The organism is Saccharomonospora sp. NPDC046836 (assembly GCF_040645195.1).
GTDB lineage: Bacteria > Actinomycetota > Actinomycetes > Mycobacteriales > Pseudonocardiaceae > Prauserella_A.
The window spans coordinates 114,074-130,587 of sequence record NZ_JBEYXW010000001.1 but is presented as its reverse complement, the minus strand read 5'-3'; the positions used below and the strand labels follow the sequence as shown (position 1 = coordinate 130,587).

General features: G+C 67.9%; 17 protein-coding genes and 1 tRNA gene. 16 read left to right on the top strand and 2 right to left on the bottom strand.

All coding sequences use genetic code 11. The annotated features are described in order from the left end of the window. Positions 1–15: 15 nt before the first annotated feature. Positions 16–1,248 (bottom strand): pyridoxal phosphate-dependent aminotransferase, encoded by a 1,233-nt coding sequence (locus ABZ863_RS00660; protein WP_358529248.1) that lies wholly within the window; start codon positions 1,246–1,248, stop codon positions 16–18. Between the two features lie 180 nt (positions 1,249–1,428). On the opposite strand from ABZ863_RS00660, the gene ABZ863_RS00655 reads away from it, so the two are divergent. The 5 genes from ABZ863_RS00655 (at position 1,429) to rplA (ending at position 4,266) form a co-directional block, all read left to right on the top strand. Further along, a tRNA-Trp gene (locus tag ABZ863_RS00655) sits at positions 1,429–1,501 on the top strand. A 34-nt stretch (positions 1,502–1,535) separates the two neighbouring features. Further along, positions 1,536–1,991, top strand: a complete 456-nt coding sequence (gene secE / locus ABZ863_RS00650) for a preprotein translocase subunit SecE (RefSeq protein WP_358529246.1) — start codon at positions 1,536–1,538, stop codon at positions 1,989–1,991. A gap of 80 nt (positions 1,992–2,071) precedes the next feature. Then, the gene (gene nusG / locus ABZ863_RS00645) at positions 2,072–2,869 is read left to right on the top strand and encodes a transcription termination/antitermination protein NusG (protein WP_358529243.1); all 798 of its coding nucleotides are present in this window, start codon (positions 2,072–2,074) and stop codon (positions 2,867–2,869) included. Between the two features lie 115 nt (positions 2,870–2,984). After that, positions 2,985–3,416 carry a 50S ribosomal protein L11 gene (gene rplK / locus ABZ863_RS00640; protein ID WP_358529240.1) on the top strand — a complete coding sequence of 144 codons (432 nt, stop codon included), beginning with the start codon at positions 2,985–2,987 and terminating at the stop codon, positions 3,414–3,416. A gap of 130 nt (positions 3,417–3,546) precedes the next feature. Then, positions 3,547–4,266, top strand: a complete 720-nt coding sequence (gene rplA, locus ABZ863_RS00635) for a 50S ribosomal protein L1 (RefSeq protein WP_358529238.1) — start codon at positions 3,547–3,549, stop codon at positions 4,264–4,266. 68 nt (positions 4,267–4,334) lie between these two features. Here rplA and ABZ863_RS00630 read toward each other — a convergent pair whose 3' ends face one another. Then, on the bottom strand, positions 4,335–5,276 hold the full coding sequence (locus tag ABZ863_RS00630) for a hypothetical protein (protein ID WP_358529235.1): 942 nt from the start codon (positions 5,274–5,276) through the stop codon (positions 4,335–4,337). 219 nt (positions 5,277–5,495) lie between these two features. On the opposite strand from ABZ863_RS00630, the gene rplJ reads away from it, so the two are divergent. The 11 genes from rplJ to ABZ863_RS00575 all read left to right on the top strand — a co-directional run bounded on the left by rplJ (position 5,496) and on the right by ABZ863_RS00575 (position 16,507). After that, positions 5,496–6,047 (top strand): 50S ribosomal protein L10, encoded by a 552-nt coding sequence (gene rplJ, locus ABZ863_RS00625; protein ID WP_358529233.1) that lies wholly within the window; start codon positions 5,496–5,498, stop codon positions 6,045–6,047. A 50-nt stretch (positions 6,048–6,097) separates the two neighbouring features. Then, on the top strand, positions 6,098–6,484 hold the full coding sequence (rplL, locus tag ABZ863_RS00620) for a 50S ribosomal protein L7/L12 (RefSeq protein ID WP_358529230.1): 387 nt from the start codon (positions 6,098–6,100) through the stop codon (positions 6,482–6,484). Between the two features lie 219 nt (positions 6,485–6,703). Further along, positions 6,704–7,852: an ATP-binding cassette domain-containing protein gene (locus ABZ863_RS00615; protein ID WP_358529228.1), complete on the top strand. Its 1,149-nt coding sequence runs from the start codon at positions 6,704–6,706 to the stop codon at positions 7,850–7,852. Next, positions 7,849–8,643 carry an ABC transporter permease gene (locus tag ABZ863_RS00610; protein WP_358529225.1) on the top strand — a complete coding sequence of 265 codons (795 nt, stop codon included), beginning with the start codon at positions 7,849–7,851 and terminating at the stop codon, positions 8,641–8,643. The genes ABZ863_RS00615 and ABZ863_RS00610 overlap by 4 nt, the downstream gene beginning before the upstream one ends. Before the next feature lie 4 nt (positions 8,644–8,647). Further along, the gene (locus tag ABZ863_RS00605) at positions 8,648–9,487 is read left to right on the top strand and encodes an ABC transporter permease (RefSeq protein WP_358529222.1); all 840 of its coding nucleotides are present in this window, start codon (positions 8,648–8,650) and stop codon (positions 9,485–9,487) included. Continuing rightward, positions 9,484–10,833 carry an MCE family protein gene (locus ABZ863_RS00600; protein ID WP_358529219.1) on the top strand — a complete coding sequence of 450 codons (1,350 nt, stop codon included), beginning with the start codon at positions 9,484–9,486 and terminating at the stop codon, positions 10,831–10,833. The genes ABZ863_RS00605 and ABZ863_RS00600 overlap by 4 nt, the downstream gene beginning before the upstream one ends. Then, entirely contained in the window at positions 10,830–11,864 is a 1,035-nt protein-coding gene (locus ABZ863_RS00595; RefSeq protein WP_358529216.1) for an MCE family protein, read from the top strand. Before ABZ863_RS00600 ends, ABZ863_RS00595 begins: the two co-directional genes overlap by 4 nt. Continuing rightward, entirely contained in the window at positions 11,861–12,847 is a 987-nt protein-coding gene (locus ABZ863_RS00590; RefSeq protein WP_358529213.1) for an MCE family protein, read from the top strand. The genes ABZ863_RS00595 and ABZ863_RS00590 overlap by 4 nt, the downstream gene beginning before the upstream one ends. Beyond that, on the top strand, positions 12,844–14,028 hold the full coding sequence (locus ABZ863_RS00585; RefSeq protein ID WP_358529211.1) for an MCE family protein: 1,185 nt from the start codon (positions 12,844–12,846) through the stop codon (positions 14,026–14,028). Before ABZ863_RS00590 ends, ABZ863_RS00585 begins: the two co-directional genes overlap by 4 nt. Beyond that, positions 14,025–15,248: an MCE family protein gene (locus tag ABZ863_RS00580; protein WP_358529208.1), complete on the top strand. Its 1,224-nt coding sequence runs from the start codon at positions 14,025–14,027 to the stop codon at positions 15,246–15,248. The genes ABZ863_RS00585 and ABZ863_RS00580 overlap by 4 nt, the downstream gene beginning before the upstream one ends. After that, positions 15,248–16,507, top strand: coding sequence for an MlaD family protein (locus tag ABZ863_RS00575; protein ID WP_358529205.1), 1,260 nt, complete (start codon positions 15,248–15,250; stop codon positions 16,505–16,507). The genes ABZ863_RS00580 and ABZ863_RS00575 overlap by 1 nt, the downstream gene beginning before the upstream one ends. Positions 16,508–16,514 lie beyond the last annotated feature (7 nt).

Below are 16,514 nucleotides of genomic sequence, written 5' to 3'. Positions count from 1 at the left end.
GACGCGAGTGGGTGGTTACTTCGCTTCGGAGAGCAGTTCCGCGACGCGGCTGACACCCTCGACGAGGTCAGCCTCCGCCAGGGCGTAGGAGAACCGGAAGTACCCGGGGGTGCCGAAGGCCTCACCGGGAACCACGGCGACCTCGACCTCGCGCAGGATCAGGTCCGCCAGCGCCACCGTGTCGGTGGGCCGCTCGCCGCGGATCTCCTTGCCGAGCAGGGCCTTCACCGAAGGGTAGGCGTAGAAGGCGCCCTCCGGGGTCGGGCACTCGACCCCCGGGATCGCCGACAGCAGCGACACGATCCGCTTGCGACGCGCGTCGAACGCCTCCCGCATCGCGTACACGGCGTCCAGCGGCCCGGCCACCGCGGCGAGCGCGGCCTGCTGCGAGATGTTGGCGACGTTGCCGCACAGGTGCGACTGGAAGCTGGACGCGGCTTTGACGACATCCTGCGGACCGACGATCCAGCCCACCCGCCAGCCGGTCATCGAGTACGTCTTCGCTACACCGTTGAGGATCAGCGTCTGGTCGGCGAGCTCCGGCACGACGGCGGGCATCGAGGCGGCCGTGGCGCCGTCGTAGACCAGGTGCTCGTAGATCTCGTCGGTGATCACCCAGATGCCGTGCTCGTAAGCCCAGCGGCCGATCGCCTCCACCTGCTCGCGCGGGTACACCGCGCCGGTCGGGTTGGAGGGCGAGTTGAAGAGCAGCACCTTGGTCCGCTCGGTACGGGCGGCCTCGAGCTGCTCGACGGTGACCAGGTAGCCGGTCGACTCGTCGGCGGTGACCTGCACGGGAACCCCGCCGGCCAGCGTGATCGACTCCGGGTAAGTGGTCCAGAACGGCGCGAGCAGCAGCACCTCGTCGCCCGGGTCCAGCAGTGTGGCGAACGCGGAATACACGGCCTGCTTACCGCCGTTGGTCACGAGTACCTGCGAGGCGTCGCACTCGAAACCGGAGTCGCGCAGCGTCTTCGCGGCGATGGCTTCCTTCAGCTCGGGCAGGCCGGCCGCGGCCGTGTAGCCGTGGTTGCTCCGCTCGTGTACCGCGGCCGCAGCCGCTTCGACGATGTAGTCGGGGGTGGGGAAGTCGGGCTGGCCGGCGCCGAAGCCGATCACCGGGCGGCCCTGCGCCTTGAGCGCCTTCGCCTTCGCGTCGACGGCGAGCGTCGCGGACGGCGTGATGCCGGCGATGCGGGCGGACACGCGGGATCGAGGGCTGGTGACAGTACTTCCAGGTGTGGCCATGTCTACATTTTTTCACGCTCGCTCTGGCCGGTGGACGCTGCCCCATGGCCGACAACAGGGCGTGGTTGCGAGCCCCCATCCGGCTTGCCGTAGACTCCCGAACTTGGAACGTTCGACACCCGGCCCCGTGCCTGAAACGGGGTCAGTGAAGTGCGTCCACTGAGCGGGGCTCCCGCTCGAAGGGGTGTAGCTCAAATGGCAGAGCAGCGGTCTCCAAAACCGCAGGTTGCAGGTTCAAGTCCTGTCACCCCTGCGTTGACGTGTCAGGTGGAGCGGAGGAGTGGCTCGTGAGCGAGGACGGCGAGAAGGACAAGGAGAGGACGTCGAAGCGTCCTTCCCGTCCGGTCACCGCCGCGGCTCGGCGTGAGCGCCGCGCCTCCGCGCGTCCTGCCGGCGCTGGTACCGAGGCCGAATCCGAGGCGGGGGCCGGGACGAGCGCCGAGGCGAAGAAGCGTCCCGCGCCGAAGGGAAAGACTTCGGACAAGGCCGCCAAGCCCGCTGGGAAGGACCGGCCGACGCCGAAGCGGACTCGCAAGGACACGAAACGGGGGAACCTGTTTTCGCGGTTCGTGCGGTTCGTCCGCGAGGTCTGGGCGGAGCTGCGCAAGGTCATCTGGCCTACGCGTAAGCAGATGGTCACCTACACCATCGTGGTGCTGGTGTTCGTGGCGTTCATGATTGCCCTTGTGTACGTCCTCGACTTCCTGTTCCTGCAGGGTGTCGACTTCGTATTCGGCAGCTGAGCGGCCACGTGACCTCGCGGGTGGCGGGGGTCGACGAGACGCCCGCGACCACCACACGCGATCAACTGAGAGGACGGAAAGTGACCTCCGAGAACGGCTCAGGAGCCGGTCAGGACCTGACCGGCCTTTCCGACGAGCAGGTGCTTGCGGCCACCGGTGAGGCGGATTCGGGCGATGTCGAGCCCGACGCGGCGCCGGCCGAGGTCGTCGAGGACACGGAGGCCGACACCGCCGCCGAAGCTGAGCAGGCCGACGACGAGGACCCCGTGGCCAAGCTCCGTGCGGAGCTGCAGTCGCTGCCGGGCGAGTGGTACGTCGTGCACTCCTACGCCGGTTACGAGAACAAGGTCAAGAACAACCTCGAGACCCGTCGGCAGACCCTCGACGTCGAGGACTACATCTTCCAGATCGAGGTGCCCACCGAAGAGGTCACCGAGATCAAGAACGGCCAGCGCAAGCAGGTCCAGCGCAAGGTACTGCCGGGTTACATCCTCGTCCGGATGGAGCTCAACGACGCCTCGTGGAGCGCCGTCCGCAACACCCCTGGCGTCACCGGCTTCGTCGGTGCCACCTCGCGCCCATCACCGCTGACGTTGGACGAGGTGCTGAAGTTCCTCGCCCCGCAGGTCGAGAAGGCCGCCCCGGCGAAGGCAGGCAAGGGCGAGGCCGCCGCGGCGGAGGCGCCGGCCGCGGGACGTGCCGTGGAGGTCGACTTCGAGGTCGGCGAGTCGGTCACGGTCATGGACGGCCCGTTCGCGACGCTGCCCGCGACGATCAGCGAGGTCAACGCGGACGCGCAGAAGCTGAAGGTCCTGGTGTCGATCTTCGGCCGGGAGACACCGGTCGAGCTGTCGTTCAACCAGGTCTCCAAGATCTGATGACGTCGCGGAACAGTGCGGCAGCACACCAAGGCTGACGGCTGCCTGAGGCGGCCGGAAGGTCCCCGCGCCACGGCAGGTGCGCGGGAAGAGCAACGCTGAACAGGAAACAGGAATGCCACCCAAGAAGAAGAAGCTTGCAGCGATCATCAAGCTGCAGATCCAGGCGGGTGCCGCGAACCCGGCTCCGCCCGTTGGCCCCGCGCTCGGTCAGCACGGCGTCAACATCATGGAGTTCTGCAAGGCCTACAACGCGGCTACCGAGTCGCAGCGCGGCAACGTCGTGCCGGTCGAGATCTCCGTGTACGAGGACCGCTCGTTCGACTTCAAGCTCAAGACCCCGCCGGCAGCGAGGCTGCTGCTGAAGGCCGCCGGGATCGAGAAGGGCAGCGGCGAGCCGCACAAGACCAAGGTCGGCAAGGTGACCTGGGACCAGGTGCGCGAGATCGCCGAGACGAAGAAGAGCGACCTCAACGCTCACGACACGGAGCAGGCCGCCAAGATCATCGCCGGCACCGCCCGGTCGATGGGTCTCACGGTCGAGTAGGGCCTGACCCCGTCGCCCGGACCGTCCACCCCTGGTGGACGCGCGAGCGCGACACTGTCACCCGTCGTGGAAGGGCCAAGCGCTGGCCCGCACCACAACTGATCCACCACTACTTTTCGAAGGACAGAGCATGACCAAGCGCAGCAAGGCCTACCGCCAGGCCGCCGAGCTGATCGACCGGAGCAGGCTGTACGCCCCGCTCGAGGCCGCGCGGCTCGCCAAGGAGACGTCCAAGATCAAGATGGACGCCACCGTCGAGGTCGCCATGTGCCTCGGCGTTGACCCGCGTAAGGCCGACCAGATGGTCCGCGGCACCGTGAACCTGCCGCACGGAACGGGTAAGACCGTCCGCGTCATTGTCTTCGCCGTCGGCGACAAGGCCGCCGAGGCCGAGGCCGCCGGTGCTGACGCTGTCGGCTCCGACGACTTGATCGAGCGCATCCAGGGTGGCTGGCTCGACTTCGATGCCGCGATTGCGACTCCGGACCAGATGGCGAAGGTCGGCCGTGTGGCCCGCATCCTCGGCCCGCGTGGCCTGATGCCCAACCCCAAGACCGGCACGGTGACGCCGGCCGTGGCCAAGGCCGTTGCCGACATCAAGGGCGGCAAGATCAGCTTCCGCGTCGACAAGCAGGCCAACCTCCACCTGGTGATCGGCAAGGCGTCGTTCGATGCCGACAAGCTGGTGGAGAACTACGCCGCCGCGCTCGACGAGGTGCTGCGGACCAAGCCGTCCGCGGCGAAGGGCCGGTACCTGAAGAAGGTCACCTTCTCCACGACGATGGGCCCCGGCATCCCGGTCGACCCGTCGCGCACGCGTGACCTCCTTGCCGAGGACGCCAGCGCGTAACGCTGTCTCAGCGACGAGGGGCGGCCACCCAGTTGGGTTGGCCGCCCCTCGTGCTGTTCAGCCCCGGTTCAGCGTGTGGGGGACGGCGGAGTGGACGTGTCGGAGCTCGGTGCCGGGCAGGCTGTCCGGCCTGCTTCGTGGTCGGTGATCAGCCATTGCCCCCGCTCCACCTTGGTAAGGGTGAAAGTGCCGAGCGCGGGACCCGCCTCGATGTCGAACTCACAGGAGTCGATCCGCAAGGTCGTTGCTTGGGGGTCGTAGTACCGCGAGTAGATGGACCTCGAGTAGTCGGTGACGTGACTGACCTGCTTCTGCATCTCTAGCACAGCCTGTTGGCAGCCGTTGTAGCCAAGGTTTTGCGCGAACTTCCGCTCGATCCCGCGCTCGTTGTCGAATCGGACACAGGCTCTTTCGTAGCTGCCCTCTGCGACCAATAGGTAGATCTTCTGAACTGCTACGTAGGGGTTGGTCGATAAGACCTCATTCGTGTGGTAAGTACCGCCACCCATCTTCGCCGCCGACTCGCTGCTATCCCCGTCGCCGCTGCCGAAGAAATAGTTGTATGCCCAGGTCAGCGCTAGGGCGAGCAGCAGAAAGAAGATCAGCCAGCCGATGATCTTCTTGCCAAGCCACTGCAGCCAGCCCGGTACCTTGCGGCGCGGCGGCGCCGGCGGTTGCGGGACGAGCTGCTGCGTGGCTGCGGGAGCGGGCGGGTACTGCCCGCTGTGGACCAGTTCGCCACTGCTTCGCTGGGCTTCCTGGAAGCTCAGGAAGTCCTGGAACTGCTGGAACTGCTCGAACTGGCGTTGCTGTTCGGGGTCGAACTGCTGTGGGGTCGCCGGTTGTGCAGGCTGGATCTCCGATCCGGGCCGCTGCTCGGGGCCGGGCTGTCCATCCGATCGCTGCTCCACCACGTGACCCATGATGCCTGCTCGTGCACCGAAAGTTGCCCCCGGCGCGGCGATCGCCCCGCGAAAAGGGGGCAGGCGCAACGCTGCATGCGTGGTCACGTATGCTGGTCAGCGGTTCTACCGAAGACCGCTGGTCTTTCCGGGGCACCCGCCCCGGGAACGAAGGTCCGCAGTATGGCGGGCGGCCTGCGCAGGAGGACGAGGATCGCCACGCGACTTGCTCGCGTGTCACGACGCCCCGCGCCTGCTGCGCCGGGGCGTTTGTCGTGTTTGGGGTCCGGGCGCGCCAGTGGTCACCAGCCAAGAGAGGAGGCGACCATGGCGAAGCCCGACAAGGTGGCGGCCGTCGCCGAGATCGCGGACAAGTTCCGCAGCAGCTCGGCAACCGTTGTCACCCAGTACTCCGGCCTCTCCGTGTCCCAGCTCGGTGAGCTGCGCCGCGCTCTCGGCAACACCGCCAAGTACCGGGTCGCGAAGAACACCCTCGTCAAGCGTGCCGCTGAGGATGCTGGCATCGAGGGTCTCAACGAGCTCTTCGCCGGTCCGACCGCGATCGCCTTCATCGAGGGTGAGCCGGTCGAGGCTGCGAAGGCTCTGCGCAACTTCGCGAAGGACCACAGCGCCCTCGTCATCAAGGGCGGCTACATGGACGGCCGTCCGCTCACGGTCGCCGAGATCGAGCAGATCGCCGATCTCGACAGCCGTGAGGTGCTCCTCGCCAAGGCGGCGGGCGCGTTCAAGGCGAAGCTGTCCCAGGCCGCCGCGCTGTTCCAGGCGCCGGCGTCCCAGGTCGCCCGCCTGGCCGCCGCGCTCGAGGAGAAGCGCCAGTCCGAGTCCGGCGACGGCGCAGCCGACGCTGCCGAGAGCTGACCACCCACACCCGCTGACCAGCGAGTCCGTATCAAGGAAGGAACGCCACCATGGCGAAGCTGAGCACTGACGAACTGCTCGACGCTTTCAAGGAGCTGACGCTTCTCGAACTGTCCGACTTCGTGAAGAAGTTCGAGGAGACCTTCGACGTCACCGCCGCCGCCCCGGTCGCCGTCGCGGCCGCCCCTGGCGCCGCTGCCGCCGCCCCGGTCGAGGAGGAGAAGGACGAGTTCGACGTCATCCTCGAGGGTGCGGGCGACAAGAAGATCCAGGTCATCAAGGTCGTCCGCGAGGTCGTCTCGGGCCTGGGCCTGAAGGAGGCCAAGGAGCTCGTCGAGGGTGCCCCCAAGGCCCTGCTCGAGAAGGTCGACAAGGACGCCGCCGAGGCCGCCAAGGACAAGCTCGAGGCCGCCGGCGCCAAGGTCTCCGTCAAGTAAGGCAACCTGGCTCCACCTGCACAGGGCGGGCACCCAGTTCTTGGGTGCCCGCCCTTTTGTGCGTTGCGACCGCGCGTGCGTTACCTTGCTGCACTACTGAGTCGCCCTGGTCCGGTCCAGTTGGTCAGAACCGGTGAGTAACCCACATCGGCGCAACTCGTTGGGTGGTGACGCAGGTTTTGGGGCGTGCTGCCCGCGAAGAGGCTCCGGGGAGGTGCAATGGGTGCCGAGGTGGTCATCGAGGGCTTGACGAAGTCCTTCGGTAAGCAGGCCATCTGGCGGGACGTGACGCTGACGCTGCCGCCCGGTGAGGTGTCGGTGATGCTGGGCCCCTCTGGCACCGGGAAGTCGGTGTTCCTCAAGTCGATGATCGGCCTGCTCAAACCCGACCGCGGCAAGTGCGTCATCAATGGTGTCGACATCGTCACCTGCTCCGAGCGCAAGCTGTACGAGACCCGCAAGCTGTTCGGGGTGCTGTTTCAGGACGGTGCCCTGTTCGGGTCGATGAACCTCTACGACAACGTCGCCTTCCCGCTGCGCGAGCACACGAAGAAGTCCGAGGCCGAGATCCGCCGGATCGTGCTGGAGAAGCTCGAGATGACGGGACTTTCGGGGGCGGAGAAGAAGCTTCCCGGCGAGATCTCCGGTGGTATGCGCAAGCGCGCCGGACTGGCACGAGCCCTGGTGCTCGATCCCGAGATCATCCTGTGCGACGAGCCGGACTCCGGTCTGGACCCGGTGCGCACCGCCTACCTCTCACAGCTGCTGATTGATCTCAACGCCCAGATCGACGCCACCATCCTGATCGTCACGCACAACATCAACCTGGCGCGGACGGTGCCGGACAACATCGGCATGCTCTTCCGCAAGGAACTGGTGATGTTCGGTCCACGGGAGGTGCTGCTCACCAGTAACGAGCCCGTTGTGGAGCAGTTCCTCAACGGGCGTCGCCTCGGTCCTATCGGGATGAGCGAGGAGAAGGACCAGGCGCAGATGGCGCTGGAGCAGGCGTATGCCGACGCCGGCCACCACGACGGCTCGACCGAGGACCTGCGTGGCGTCGTGCCCCAGCTGCAACCGACCCCCGGCCTGCCGGAAAGGCAGGGCGCCCGCCGCCGCAAGGACCGGGTGATGCGCATCCTGCACACCCTGCCGCCGGCCGCGCAGGAGGGGATCATCGAGTCGCTCACCCTCCAGGAGCGGCGGCACTACGGTGTCGGCATGCACAGCCTGGTCGGGGCGCAGCGTGGGCAGCTGCCCGCGCAGGACGTCGCCGACCTGCCCGGCTCCGGCTGGCAGGAGCCCGCGTCGAGCCAGAGTCCCGCCACCCGCCCGATGCGACCACCGCACGACCAAGGACGCCCATGAGCTCTGGGGCCTCCACGGCCAGGATTCCCGGGCTCGGGATGCTGCGGGAGACCGGCAAGCTGTTCGCGCTCGGCCTCGACGTCGCACGCGGCATCTTCCAGCGGCCGTTCCAGCTGCGGGAGTTCATCCAGCAGTCGTGGTTCATCGCGAGTGTCACGATCCTGCCGACCGCACTGGTCGCCATCCCGTTCGGCGCGGTCATCTCGTTGCAGTTCGGCTCGCTGGCGCGCCAGCTCGGCGCCCAGTCCTACACCGGTGCGGGCAGCGTGCTCGCCACCGTGCAGCAGGCCAGCCCGCTGGTGACGGCCCTGCTCGTCGCGGGCGCGGGCGGTTCGGCCATCTGCGCCGACATCGGCGCGCGCAAGATCCGCGAGGAGATCGACGCCATGGAGGTGCTCGGCGTCTCGGTGGTGCAGCGGCTCGTCGTGCCAAGGGTGCTCGCCTGCATGCTGGTGGCGTTGTTGCTCAACGGCATGGTGAGCGTCATCGGTGTCCTCGGCGGTTACTTCTTCAACGTCGTGCTGCAGGACGGCACACCGGGTGCGTACCTGGCGAGTTTCTCCGCGCTGGCCCAGCTGTCGGACCTGTGGGTGGGTGAGCTCAAGGCGCTGATCTTCGGGTTCATCGCGGCCGTCGTCGCGGCGCACCGTGGCCTGAACCCGCCGCCGGGACCGAAGGGTGTCGGCGATGCGGTCAACCAGTCCGTCGTCATCACGTTCCTGCTCCTGTTCGTGGTCAACTTCGTGATCACGCTGATCTACCTGCAGCTCGTCCCGGCGAAGTTGGACTAGACAGATGGCATCGATGTCGCAGAACGCGAAGCGGATCGCGAAACGGCCACTGGAGACGCTGGACTTGCTCGGCGACCAGATGTCGTTCTACCTGCGCGCGCTCGCCTGGGCGCCACGAACGATCCGCCGGTACACCCGGGAAGTGCTTCGCCTGCTCGCTGAGGTGACGTTCGGGTCGGGGTCGCTGGCCATCATCGGCGGCACGGTCGGCGTGATGGTCGGCCTGACCCTGTTCACCGGCGTGCTCGTCGGCCTGCAGGGCTTCTCGGCGCTGAACTCGATCGGCACCTCCGCCTTCACCGGCTTCCTCACGTCGTTCTTCAACACGCGGGAGATCGCGCCGCTGGTGGCGGGGCTCGCGCTGTCGGCGACGGTCGGCGCAGGGTTCACCGCGCAGCTGGGTGCCATGCGGATCTCGGAGGAGATCGACGCGCTCGAGGTGATGGGCGTGCCGAGCCTGCCCTACCTGGTGACCACGCGGATCATCGCCGGGTTCGTCGCGGTGATTCCGCTCTACGTGATCGGTTTGCTCAGCTCCTACCTCGCCGCGCGACTGGTCGTGATCTACGTCTACGACCAGTCCGCCGGCACCTATGACCACTACTTCGACATGTTCCTGCCGCCGCAGGACGTGTTCTACTCGTTCGTCAAGGTGCTGATCTTCAGCGTGGTGATCATCCTGACCCACTGCTACTACGGCTACCGCGCGACCGGCGGCCCGGCCGGCGTCGGCGTCGCGGTCGGCCGCGCCGTGCGGCTGTCGATCGTCACGGTGGCGGTGCTCAACTTCTTCATCGGCTTCGCGCTGTGGGGCACCGATACGACAGTCAGGATCGCCGGATGACGAGGGGGGCACTGGTCACGCTGCGCCGCAGGCTCCTCGGCCTGCTGCTCGTCGCGCTCCTCGCGGGCGGGGTGCTGCTCAGCATCGCGGTGTACAACAAGAGCTTCTCGACGTTCGTCAGGGTCACCCTCGAAGCCGACACGATCGGCAACCAGCTCACCGAGCACTCCGACGTGAAGGTGCGCGGGCTGATCGTCGGCAGTGTCGCCGACATCGTGGCGACCGAGAGCGGCGCGCGGTTGACGCTGAACCTCGACCCCGAGCAGACGCCGCTCGTGCCGAGTAACGTCTCCGCCCGGTTCCTGCCGAAGACGCTGTTCGGGGAACGGTACGTGTCACTGGAGATCCCCGCGGACCCCTCGCCGCAGAGCCTGCGCGACGGCGACGTGATCCCGCAGGACCGCACTTCGAGCGCCATTGAGCTGGAGACGGCACTCGCCGATCTGCTGCCCGTGCTGCAGGCCGTGCAGCCGCAGAAGCTGTCGAGCACGCTCACCGCGATCGCCACGGCACTGGAGGGCCGCGGCGAGCCGCTCGGCGAGACGCTGTCCGAGCTCGGTGCCTACCTCGCCGACCTGAACCCGCACCTGCCGCAGCTGCAGGAGAACCTGCGCCAGCTGGCGGAGTTCTCCGACAACCTCTCCGACGTGACCCCGGACCTGGTGCGGACACTGGACAACCTCACCACCACCAGCCGCACGATCGTCGACCAGCAGCAGAACCTGCAGCTGCTCTACGGCACGCTGACCACCGCCTCGACGGATTTGCAGTCGTTCCTTTCGGCCAACTCCGCCAACATCATCAGCCTCGGCGCGACCGCCCGGCCAACGGCTGAGCTGCTCGCGAAGTACGCACCGCAGTACCCGTGTTTCATCGGGCAGATGGCCGAGCTGTTGCCGCGCATCGACGAGGCGTTCGGCAAGGGCACCGACAGGCCCGGCCTGCATGCCACGATCGAGATCACCACCAACCGCGGGCCGTACCTGCCCGGACAGGACGAGCCCGAGTACGACGACAAGCGCGGGCCACGCTGCTATGCGGTGGAGGAGTATGCCGAGCCGGTGCCGCAGTACCCGCCGGACGGTCCCGTGCGCGACGGCAGCACGCCACCGCCTGCCACCCGCACACAGAACGACGGGCTGAACTCAGCGGCCAACGCAGCCAACGCCGGTGGTTACAACGGCAATGGCGCCAGTGGCGGCAACCCGGCCAACACCCCGGGGGAGTACGCGTTGTTGTCGCAGCTCATCGGTCCGCAGGTCGGGCTGAGTCCGTCCGACGTACCCGGGTGGGGTGCGTTACTGGTCGGTCCGCTGTATCGCGGGGCGGAGGTGACGGTGCGATGAAAGGGGTAGCCGGACCGCTGACCAAGCTGACGATCTTCGCCGTGGTCACCATCGTTTTCACGGCGATACTTGGCCTCAGCATCGCCAACGTGAACCTGACCAGCACGAACGCCTACACGGCCCGGTTCACCGACGCCGCGATGCTCGTGCCCGGCGACGACGTGCGCATTGCCGGCGTGCGCGTCGGCCAGGTCACCGACGTGCGGATCGCGGACCGCAGACAGGCGGAGGTCTCGTTCGACATCGACGCCGGGCGGCGGTTGCCCGCGAGCGTCACCGCCACGATCAAGTTCCGCAACCTCGTGGGCCAGCGCTACGTCTCGCTCGACCGCGGCACCGGCGACCCGGCGGGCGAGCTGGTGCCGGGCGGCGCGATCCCGCTCGAGCGCACCAGACCCGCGCTGGATCTCACCGAGCTGTTCAACGGATTCACACCGTTGTTCCGCGCGTTGTCGCCTGAGGACGTGAACACGCTGTCCTACGAGATCATCCAGGTCCTGCAGGGCGAGGGCGGCACCGTGGAGAGCCTGCTGGCCCACACCGCATCGCTCACCACCACGATCGCCGAGAAGGACCAGGTCATCGGCGAGGTGATCGACAACCTCAACAGCGTGCTGACCACCATCAACCAGCGCACGCCGCAGCTGTCCAGCCTCATCGTGCAGCTGCAGCAGCTGGTCTCCGGGCTGGCGGCCGACCGTGAGCCGATCGGGCAGGCCATCGAGTCGCTCGGCGAGCTCACCACCACGACGGCAGGTCTGCTCGACGAGGCGCGGGAACCGCTCGCGCAGGACATCGCCGCCCTCGGTGTGCTGGTGGGCAACCTCAACGACAGCGAACCCATCGTGGAGCACTTCATCCAGTTCCTGCCGGAGAAGGTCACCCGGCTCAGTTCGACCGCCGACTACGGCTCCTGGTTCAACTTCTTCCTGTGTTCGGCCGAGGGCAGTGTGCAGATACCCGGGCTGATGAGTGCACCGGTCGAGGTGCCGATCGCGCCCGTCGGCAGGCAGCGGTGCAGCACATCATGACGAGCTTCAGCAAGCGCAACCCGCTGCCCATCGCCGTCGTCGGCCTGGTGGTCATGCTGCTCGGCACCCTGGCCGCGTTGAACTCCGACGACCTGCCGATCATCGGCGGTGGCACCACCTACAGCGCGGACTTCAGCGAGGCCGCCGGCCTGGAGACGGGCGACGAGGTCCGTATCGCCGGGGTCAAGGTCGGCAAGGTCACCGACATCGAGCTCGCGGGCGCGGTGGTGCGGGTGTCGTTCAAGGTCTCCGACGCCTGGCTCGGCGACCGAACCACCGCGGCAATCAAGATCAAGACCTTGCTGGGACAGAAGTACCTCGCGCTCGACCCGGTCGGGAACACCGCACTCGACCCGTCCGCCACCATCCCGCGGGAGCGCACGGTCGCGCCCTACGACGTGCTCGAAGCGTTCCGCGGGCTCTCGCAGACCGTCGACGCGATCGATACCGAGCAGCTGGCGGAGAGTTTCGACGTACTCTCGCAGACCTTCGCCGACACGCCCGACGACGTACGCGGCGCGCTGAACGGGCTGTCCGAGCTCTCCGACACCATCGCCTCGCGCGACCAGCAGCTCTCCACCCTGCTCGCCAACACCCGGCAGGTCAGCCAGACGCTCGCCGATCGCGACGCCGAGCTCACCGCGCTGCTGGCCGACGGCAACCTGTTGCTGGACGAGCTGCACCGCCGCGAGGAGGCCATCACTGCACTGCTGAACGGCAGCCGCGAGCTGACCACCCAGCTGCAGGGCCTGATCGACGACAACAACGACCAGCTCGACCCGGTACTCACCCAGCTCGACCAGCTCACCAGCATGCTGCAGCGCAACCAGGAGTCGCTGGCCGAGGGCATCCGCCGGTTCGCGCCGTTCATCCGGGTCTTCAACAACACGATCGGCAACGGCCGCTGGTTCGACAACTACATCTGCGGGCTGCTGCTGCCCTCGGTCGGCCCACTCAACGAAGAGGGGTGTAACGCGAAATGAGGGACACCCGCTTCGGCCAGAGCCTCGAGCGTGGCGTGACGATCGCGTGTGTGCTGGGGCTCGTCATCGCAGGCGGGTTGTGGTGGACACTCAAGGACCCGGGGCGCAAGCACGTCACGGCCTACTTCACCAACGCGATCGGCCTCTACGTCGGCAACAGCGTGCGGGTGCTCGGCGTCGAGATCGGTGAGGTCACCGCTGTCGAGCCACAGGGCGAGCGGGTCAGGGTGGAGCTGACCTACGACCGCGCGGTGCCCGTTCCGGCCGACGCGCAGGCCGTGATCGTCGCGCCGGCGCTCGTCTCCGATCGGTACGTCCAGCTCACGCCGGCCCATACGGGTGGCCCGCAGCTGCCTGAGGGCGCGATCATCCCACTGAGCCGCACCGCGGTGCCGCTGGAGATCGACCAGCTCACCAAGAGCCTCAACCAGGTGTCCGAATCGCTCGGCCCGAACGGTGCCAACGCCGACGGTTCGCTGTCGGATCTGCTCAACACGCTCGCGGCCAACCTCGACGGCAACGGCACGCAGCTCCACGACACGATCACCAGGCTGAGCCAGGCGGCGGGAACGCTGTCCGGCAACTCCGAGGACCTGTTCAAGACCGTGGAGAACCTCGCCTCGCTGTCCGCGACGTTCGCGGCGAGCGATCAGCAGGTCCGGGAGTTCGAGACCCAGCTGGCCGATGTCAGCTCGTTCCTGGCGGGGGAGAAGGACAATCTCGCCGCGACAGTGCGGCAGCTGTCGACGACGCTGTACGCAGTCCGTGACTTCATCGAGAACAACCGCGACCGCCTGAAGTCCAATGTGGACAAGCTGGCGAGCGTCACGCGGGTGCTCGTCGACCAGCGTGCGGCGCTGGCGGAGACACTCGACATCGCACCGCTCGCGCTGGGCAACCTGGCCAACTCCTACAACGGCGCCTCCGGAACGCTCGACGCGCGTGCCAACCTCAACGAGCTCACCCAGCCACCCATCGCCATGATCTGCGGCTTCCTCGGGCAGACCCCCGATGCGCTCGACGCGCTCGGCGACCTGTGCGAGTCGGTGGCGCCGCTGCTCGACGGACTGGTGCCGCTGCCGTCGCTTGCGCAGTCGGTCAACGCGCTGAACCAGGGGAAGCTGCCCCCGCTGCCGGTGCCCCTTGTCGACCAGTTGCTCGGTTCGGGAGGTGGCCGATGAGGCGCCTCAGGACAACACTCGCCGCCGGGTGCGCGGCGACCCTGCTGGCTGTGCCGGGGTGCGGGTTCACGGGTATCTACGACGTCCCGTTGCCGGGCGGCGCCGACCTCGGCGACCACCCCTACCAGGTTCGGGTGCAGTTCCGCGACGTGCTGGACCTGGTGCCGCAGTCGGGGGTTCGGGTGAACGAGGTGCCGGTGGGCAGGGTCGAGCACATCGGCCTCGCCGAGGACGGCTGGACCGCCGAGGTCACCGTGCTCGTCAACGGCGACGTGGCGCTCCCGGCCAACGCCATTGCCAACCTGCGCCAATCGAGCCTGCTCGGGGAGAAGTACGTGGAGCTGACCGCGCCGGCGGAGGCACCGGCGCAGGCCCGGCTCGCCGACGGCGACCTGATCCCGGTGGCGCGGACCAACCGCAACGTCGAGGTCGAGGAGGTCCTCGGTGCGCTGTCGATGCTGCTCAACGGTGGCGGTGTCGACCAGCTCAACACGATCACCAAGGAGCTCAACAACACTCTCGCCGGCAACGAGGTCGACATCCGGGCGCTGCTGAACAACGCCGAGGAGCTGGTGACCACATTGGACGCGCAGTCCGGTGACATCACCCGCGCGCTGGACGGGCTCAACCGGCTCGCCAGCACCCTCAACGCGCAGAAGGACCAGATCGCCGGTGCGATCGACAACCTCGGTCCCGGGCTACAGGTGCTTGAGCAGCAGCGCGGCCAGCTGGTCACGATGCTGCAGGCACTGGACGACCTCTCCGGGGTGGCGGTGCGAACCGTCAACGCCGGACAGGAGGACCTCGTGGCGAACCTGCAGGCGCTGCTGCCGACATTGCGCAAGCTCGGTGAGGCGGGTTCGGACCTGCCGAGAGCGCTCGAACTGCTGCTGACCTACCCGTTCAGCGACGCGGCGGTGGCGGGCGCGAAGGGCGACTACTTCAACCTCTACGCCACCATCGACCTCAACCTCGGCGAGGTGCTGGCCAACCTGGGCCGCAGCAGGCAGAACCCGCTGCAGGACGTGCCGATCGTCGGGCAGCTCACCGGCGGGCAGCAGGGCGGGCAGGCGAGCCCGCCACCGCTGCCGCTGCCGCTGCCGGGTGCGGAGTCCGCAGGCACCCAGCACAGCGCGCCCGCGCAGGCGGGGCAGCCTGCACAGCCGCAGCCGACCGGCGTTGCGGGGATCTTCTCCATCCTGTCCGGGGGTGCGGGCTGATGCTCCTACGGAAGACCAAGCTCCAGCTGATCGCCTTCGCCGTGATCTCCGTGCTGGCCATCGTGTACACGCTGCTGCGCTTCACCGACGTCGGCAAGGTGTTCGGCACCGGCGGCTACACCGTCCACCTGCAGCTCGACCAGTCCGGCGGCATCTTCACCGGGGCCGAGGTGACCTACCGCGGCTACAACGTCGGCCGGGTCGGGCAGCTGCGGCTCACCCAGACCGGCCTGGAAGCCGACCTGGAGATCGAACCGGACACCCCGCGGGTGCCACGGGACCTGCATGCGGTGGTCGCCAACCGCTCGGCCGTCGGTGAGCAGTACGTCGACCTGCAACCGGTCACCGAGCACGGGCCCTTCCTCGAGAACGGGGCGGTCATCCCGGCGGAGCGCACGGCGACACCGATACCGACCGAGAAGGTGCTCGGCGATCTGGACAGCCTCGCGACCTCGGTGCCGACCGACGCGCTGCGCACGGTCGTCGACGAGTCCTACAACGCGTTCAGCGGCACCGGTGGCGACCTGCAGGTGTTACTGGACACGACCAGGCAGTTCACCAGGGTCGCGCAGCAGTACCTGCCGCAGACGGTGCAGCTGCTGGAGCAGGGCAACGTCGTGCTCAGTACGCAGAACGAGTTGTCCGGATCGATGCGGTCGTTCAGCCGTGACCTGGCCGCGCTGTCGGAGACGCTGAAGGAGTCCGACGGCGACATCCGGCGGTTGATCGACATCACCCCGCAGGTCTCCACGCAGCTCAGCGAGGTGCTCGCCGAGACGGGCCCCGGTTTGAGCACGTTGGTGGCGAACCTGCTGACGACGTCGAACGTGTTCGTCACCCGGCTCGACGGGCTCGAGCAGGCCCTGGTGACCTACCCGGTCGTGTCGACCGGTGCGTTCTCCGTGACGCCCGGCGACGGGACCGCGCACCTGGGGCTGGCGCTGAACCTGTTCAACCCGCCCTCGTGCACCAAGGGGTACCGGCCGCCGGGGGAGTACCGGCCGGGCGATGACACCACGCCGCGCGCCCCCGACGAGGACGCCTACTGCGCGGAGCCGCCGGGCAGCCCGATCAGCGTGCGCGGGTCGCAGAACGCGCCGTACAACGGCGTGCCGACGGCTCCGACCGCGCAGCAGGTGCAGGCCAACTCGAACCGGGACGAGGAGGAGTTGGCGTCGCTGCGCGGTGTTCCCGGTGTCGCCGGGAGTCCCGGCCTGAGCATCACCAGCCTCGGGCAGCTGCTCGGTCTGCCGGGCTGACCTTCCG

What these genes read in the sequence shown, in the direction of transcription:
- ABZ863_RS00610 (WP_358529225.1), top strand. Translation starts at nt 7,849, where the DNA reads ATGAGCTCTGGGGCCTCCACGGCCAGGATTCCCGGGCTCGGGATGCTG.
- ABZ863_RS00580 (WP_358529208.1), top strand. Translation starts at nt 14,025, where the DNA reads ATGAGGCGCCTCAGGACAACACTCGCCGCCGGGTGCGCGGCGACCCTG.
- ABZ863_RS00590 (WP_358529213.1), top strand. Translation starts at nt 11,861, where the DNA reads ATGACGAGCTTCAGCAAGCGCAACCCGCTGCCCATCGCCGTCGTCGGC.
- ABZ863_RS00660 (WP_358529248.1), bottom strand. Translation starts at nt 1,248, where the DNA reads ATGGCCACACCTGGAAGTACTGTCACCAGCCCTCGATCCCGCGTGTCC.
- rplA (WP_358529238.1), top strand. Translation starts at nt 3,547, where the DNA reads ATGACCAAGCGCAGCAAGGCCTACCGCCAGGCCGCCGAGCTGATCGAC.
- rplL (WP_358529230.1), top strand. Translation starts at nt 6,098, where the DNA reads ATGGCGAAGCTGAGCACTGACGAACTGCTCGACGCTTTCAAGGAGCTG.
- ABZ863_RS00600 (WP_358529219.1), top strand. Translation starts at nt 9,484, where the DNA reads ATGACGAGGGGGGCACTGGTCACGCTGCGCCGCAGGCTCCTCGGCCTG.
- rplK (WP_358529240.1), top strand. Translation starts at nt 2,985, where the DNA reads ATGCCACCCAAGAAGAAGAAGCTTGCAGCGATCATCAAGCTGCAGATC.
- ABZ863_RS00585 (WP_358529211.1), top strand. Translation starts at nt 12,844, where the DNA reads ATGAGGGACACCCGCTTCGGCCAGAGCCTCGAGCGTGGCGTGACGATC.
- ABZ863_RS00605 (WP_358529222.1), top strand. Translation starts at nt 8,648, where the DNA reads ATGGCATCGATGTCGCAGAACGCGAAGCGGATCGCGAAACGGCCACTG.
- rplJ (WP_358529233.1), top strand. Translation starts at nt 5,496, where the DNA reads ATGGCGAAGCCCGACAAGGTGGCGGCCGTCGCCGAGATCGCGGACAAG.
- ABZ863_RS00615 (WP_358529228.1), top strand. Translation starts at nt 6,704, where the DNA reads ATGGGTGCCGAGGTGGTCATCGAGGGCTTGACGAAGTCCTTCGGTAAG.
- ABZ863_RS00595 (WP_358529216.1), top strand. Translation starts at nt 10,830, where the DNA reads ATGAAAGGGGTAGCCGGACCGCTGACCAAGCTGACGATCTTCGCCGTG.
- ABZ863_RS00575 (WP_358529205.1), top strand. Translation starts at nt 15,248, where the DNA reads ATGCTCCTACGGAAGACCAAGCTCCAGCTGATCGCCTTCGCCGTGATC.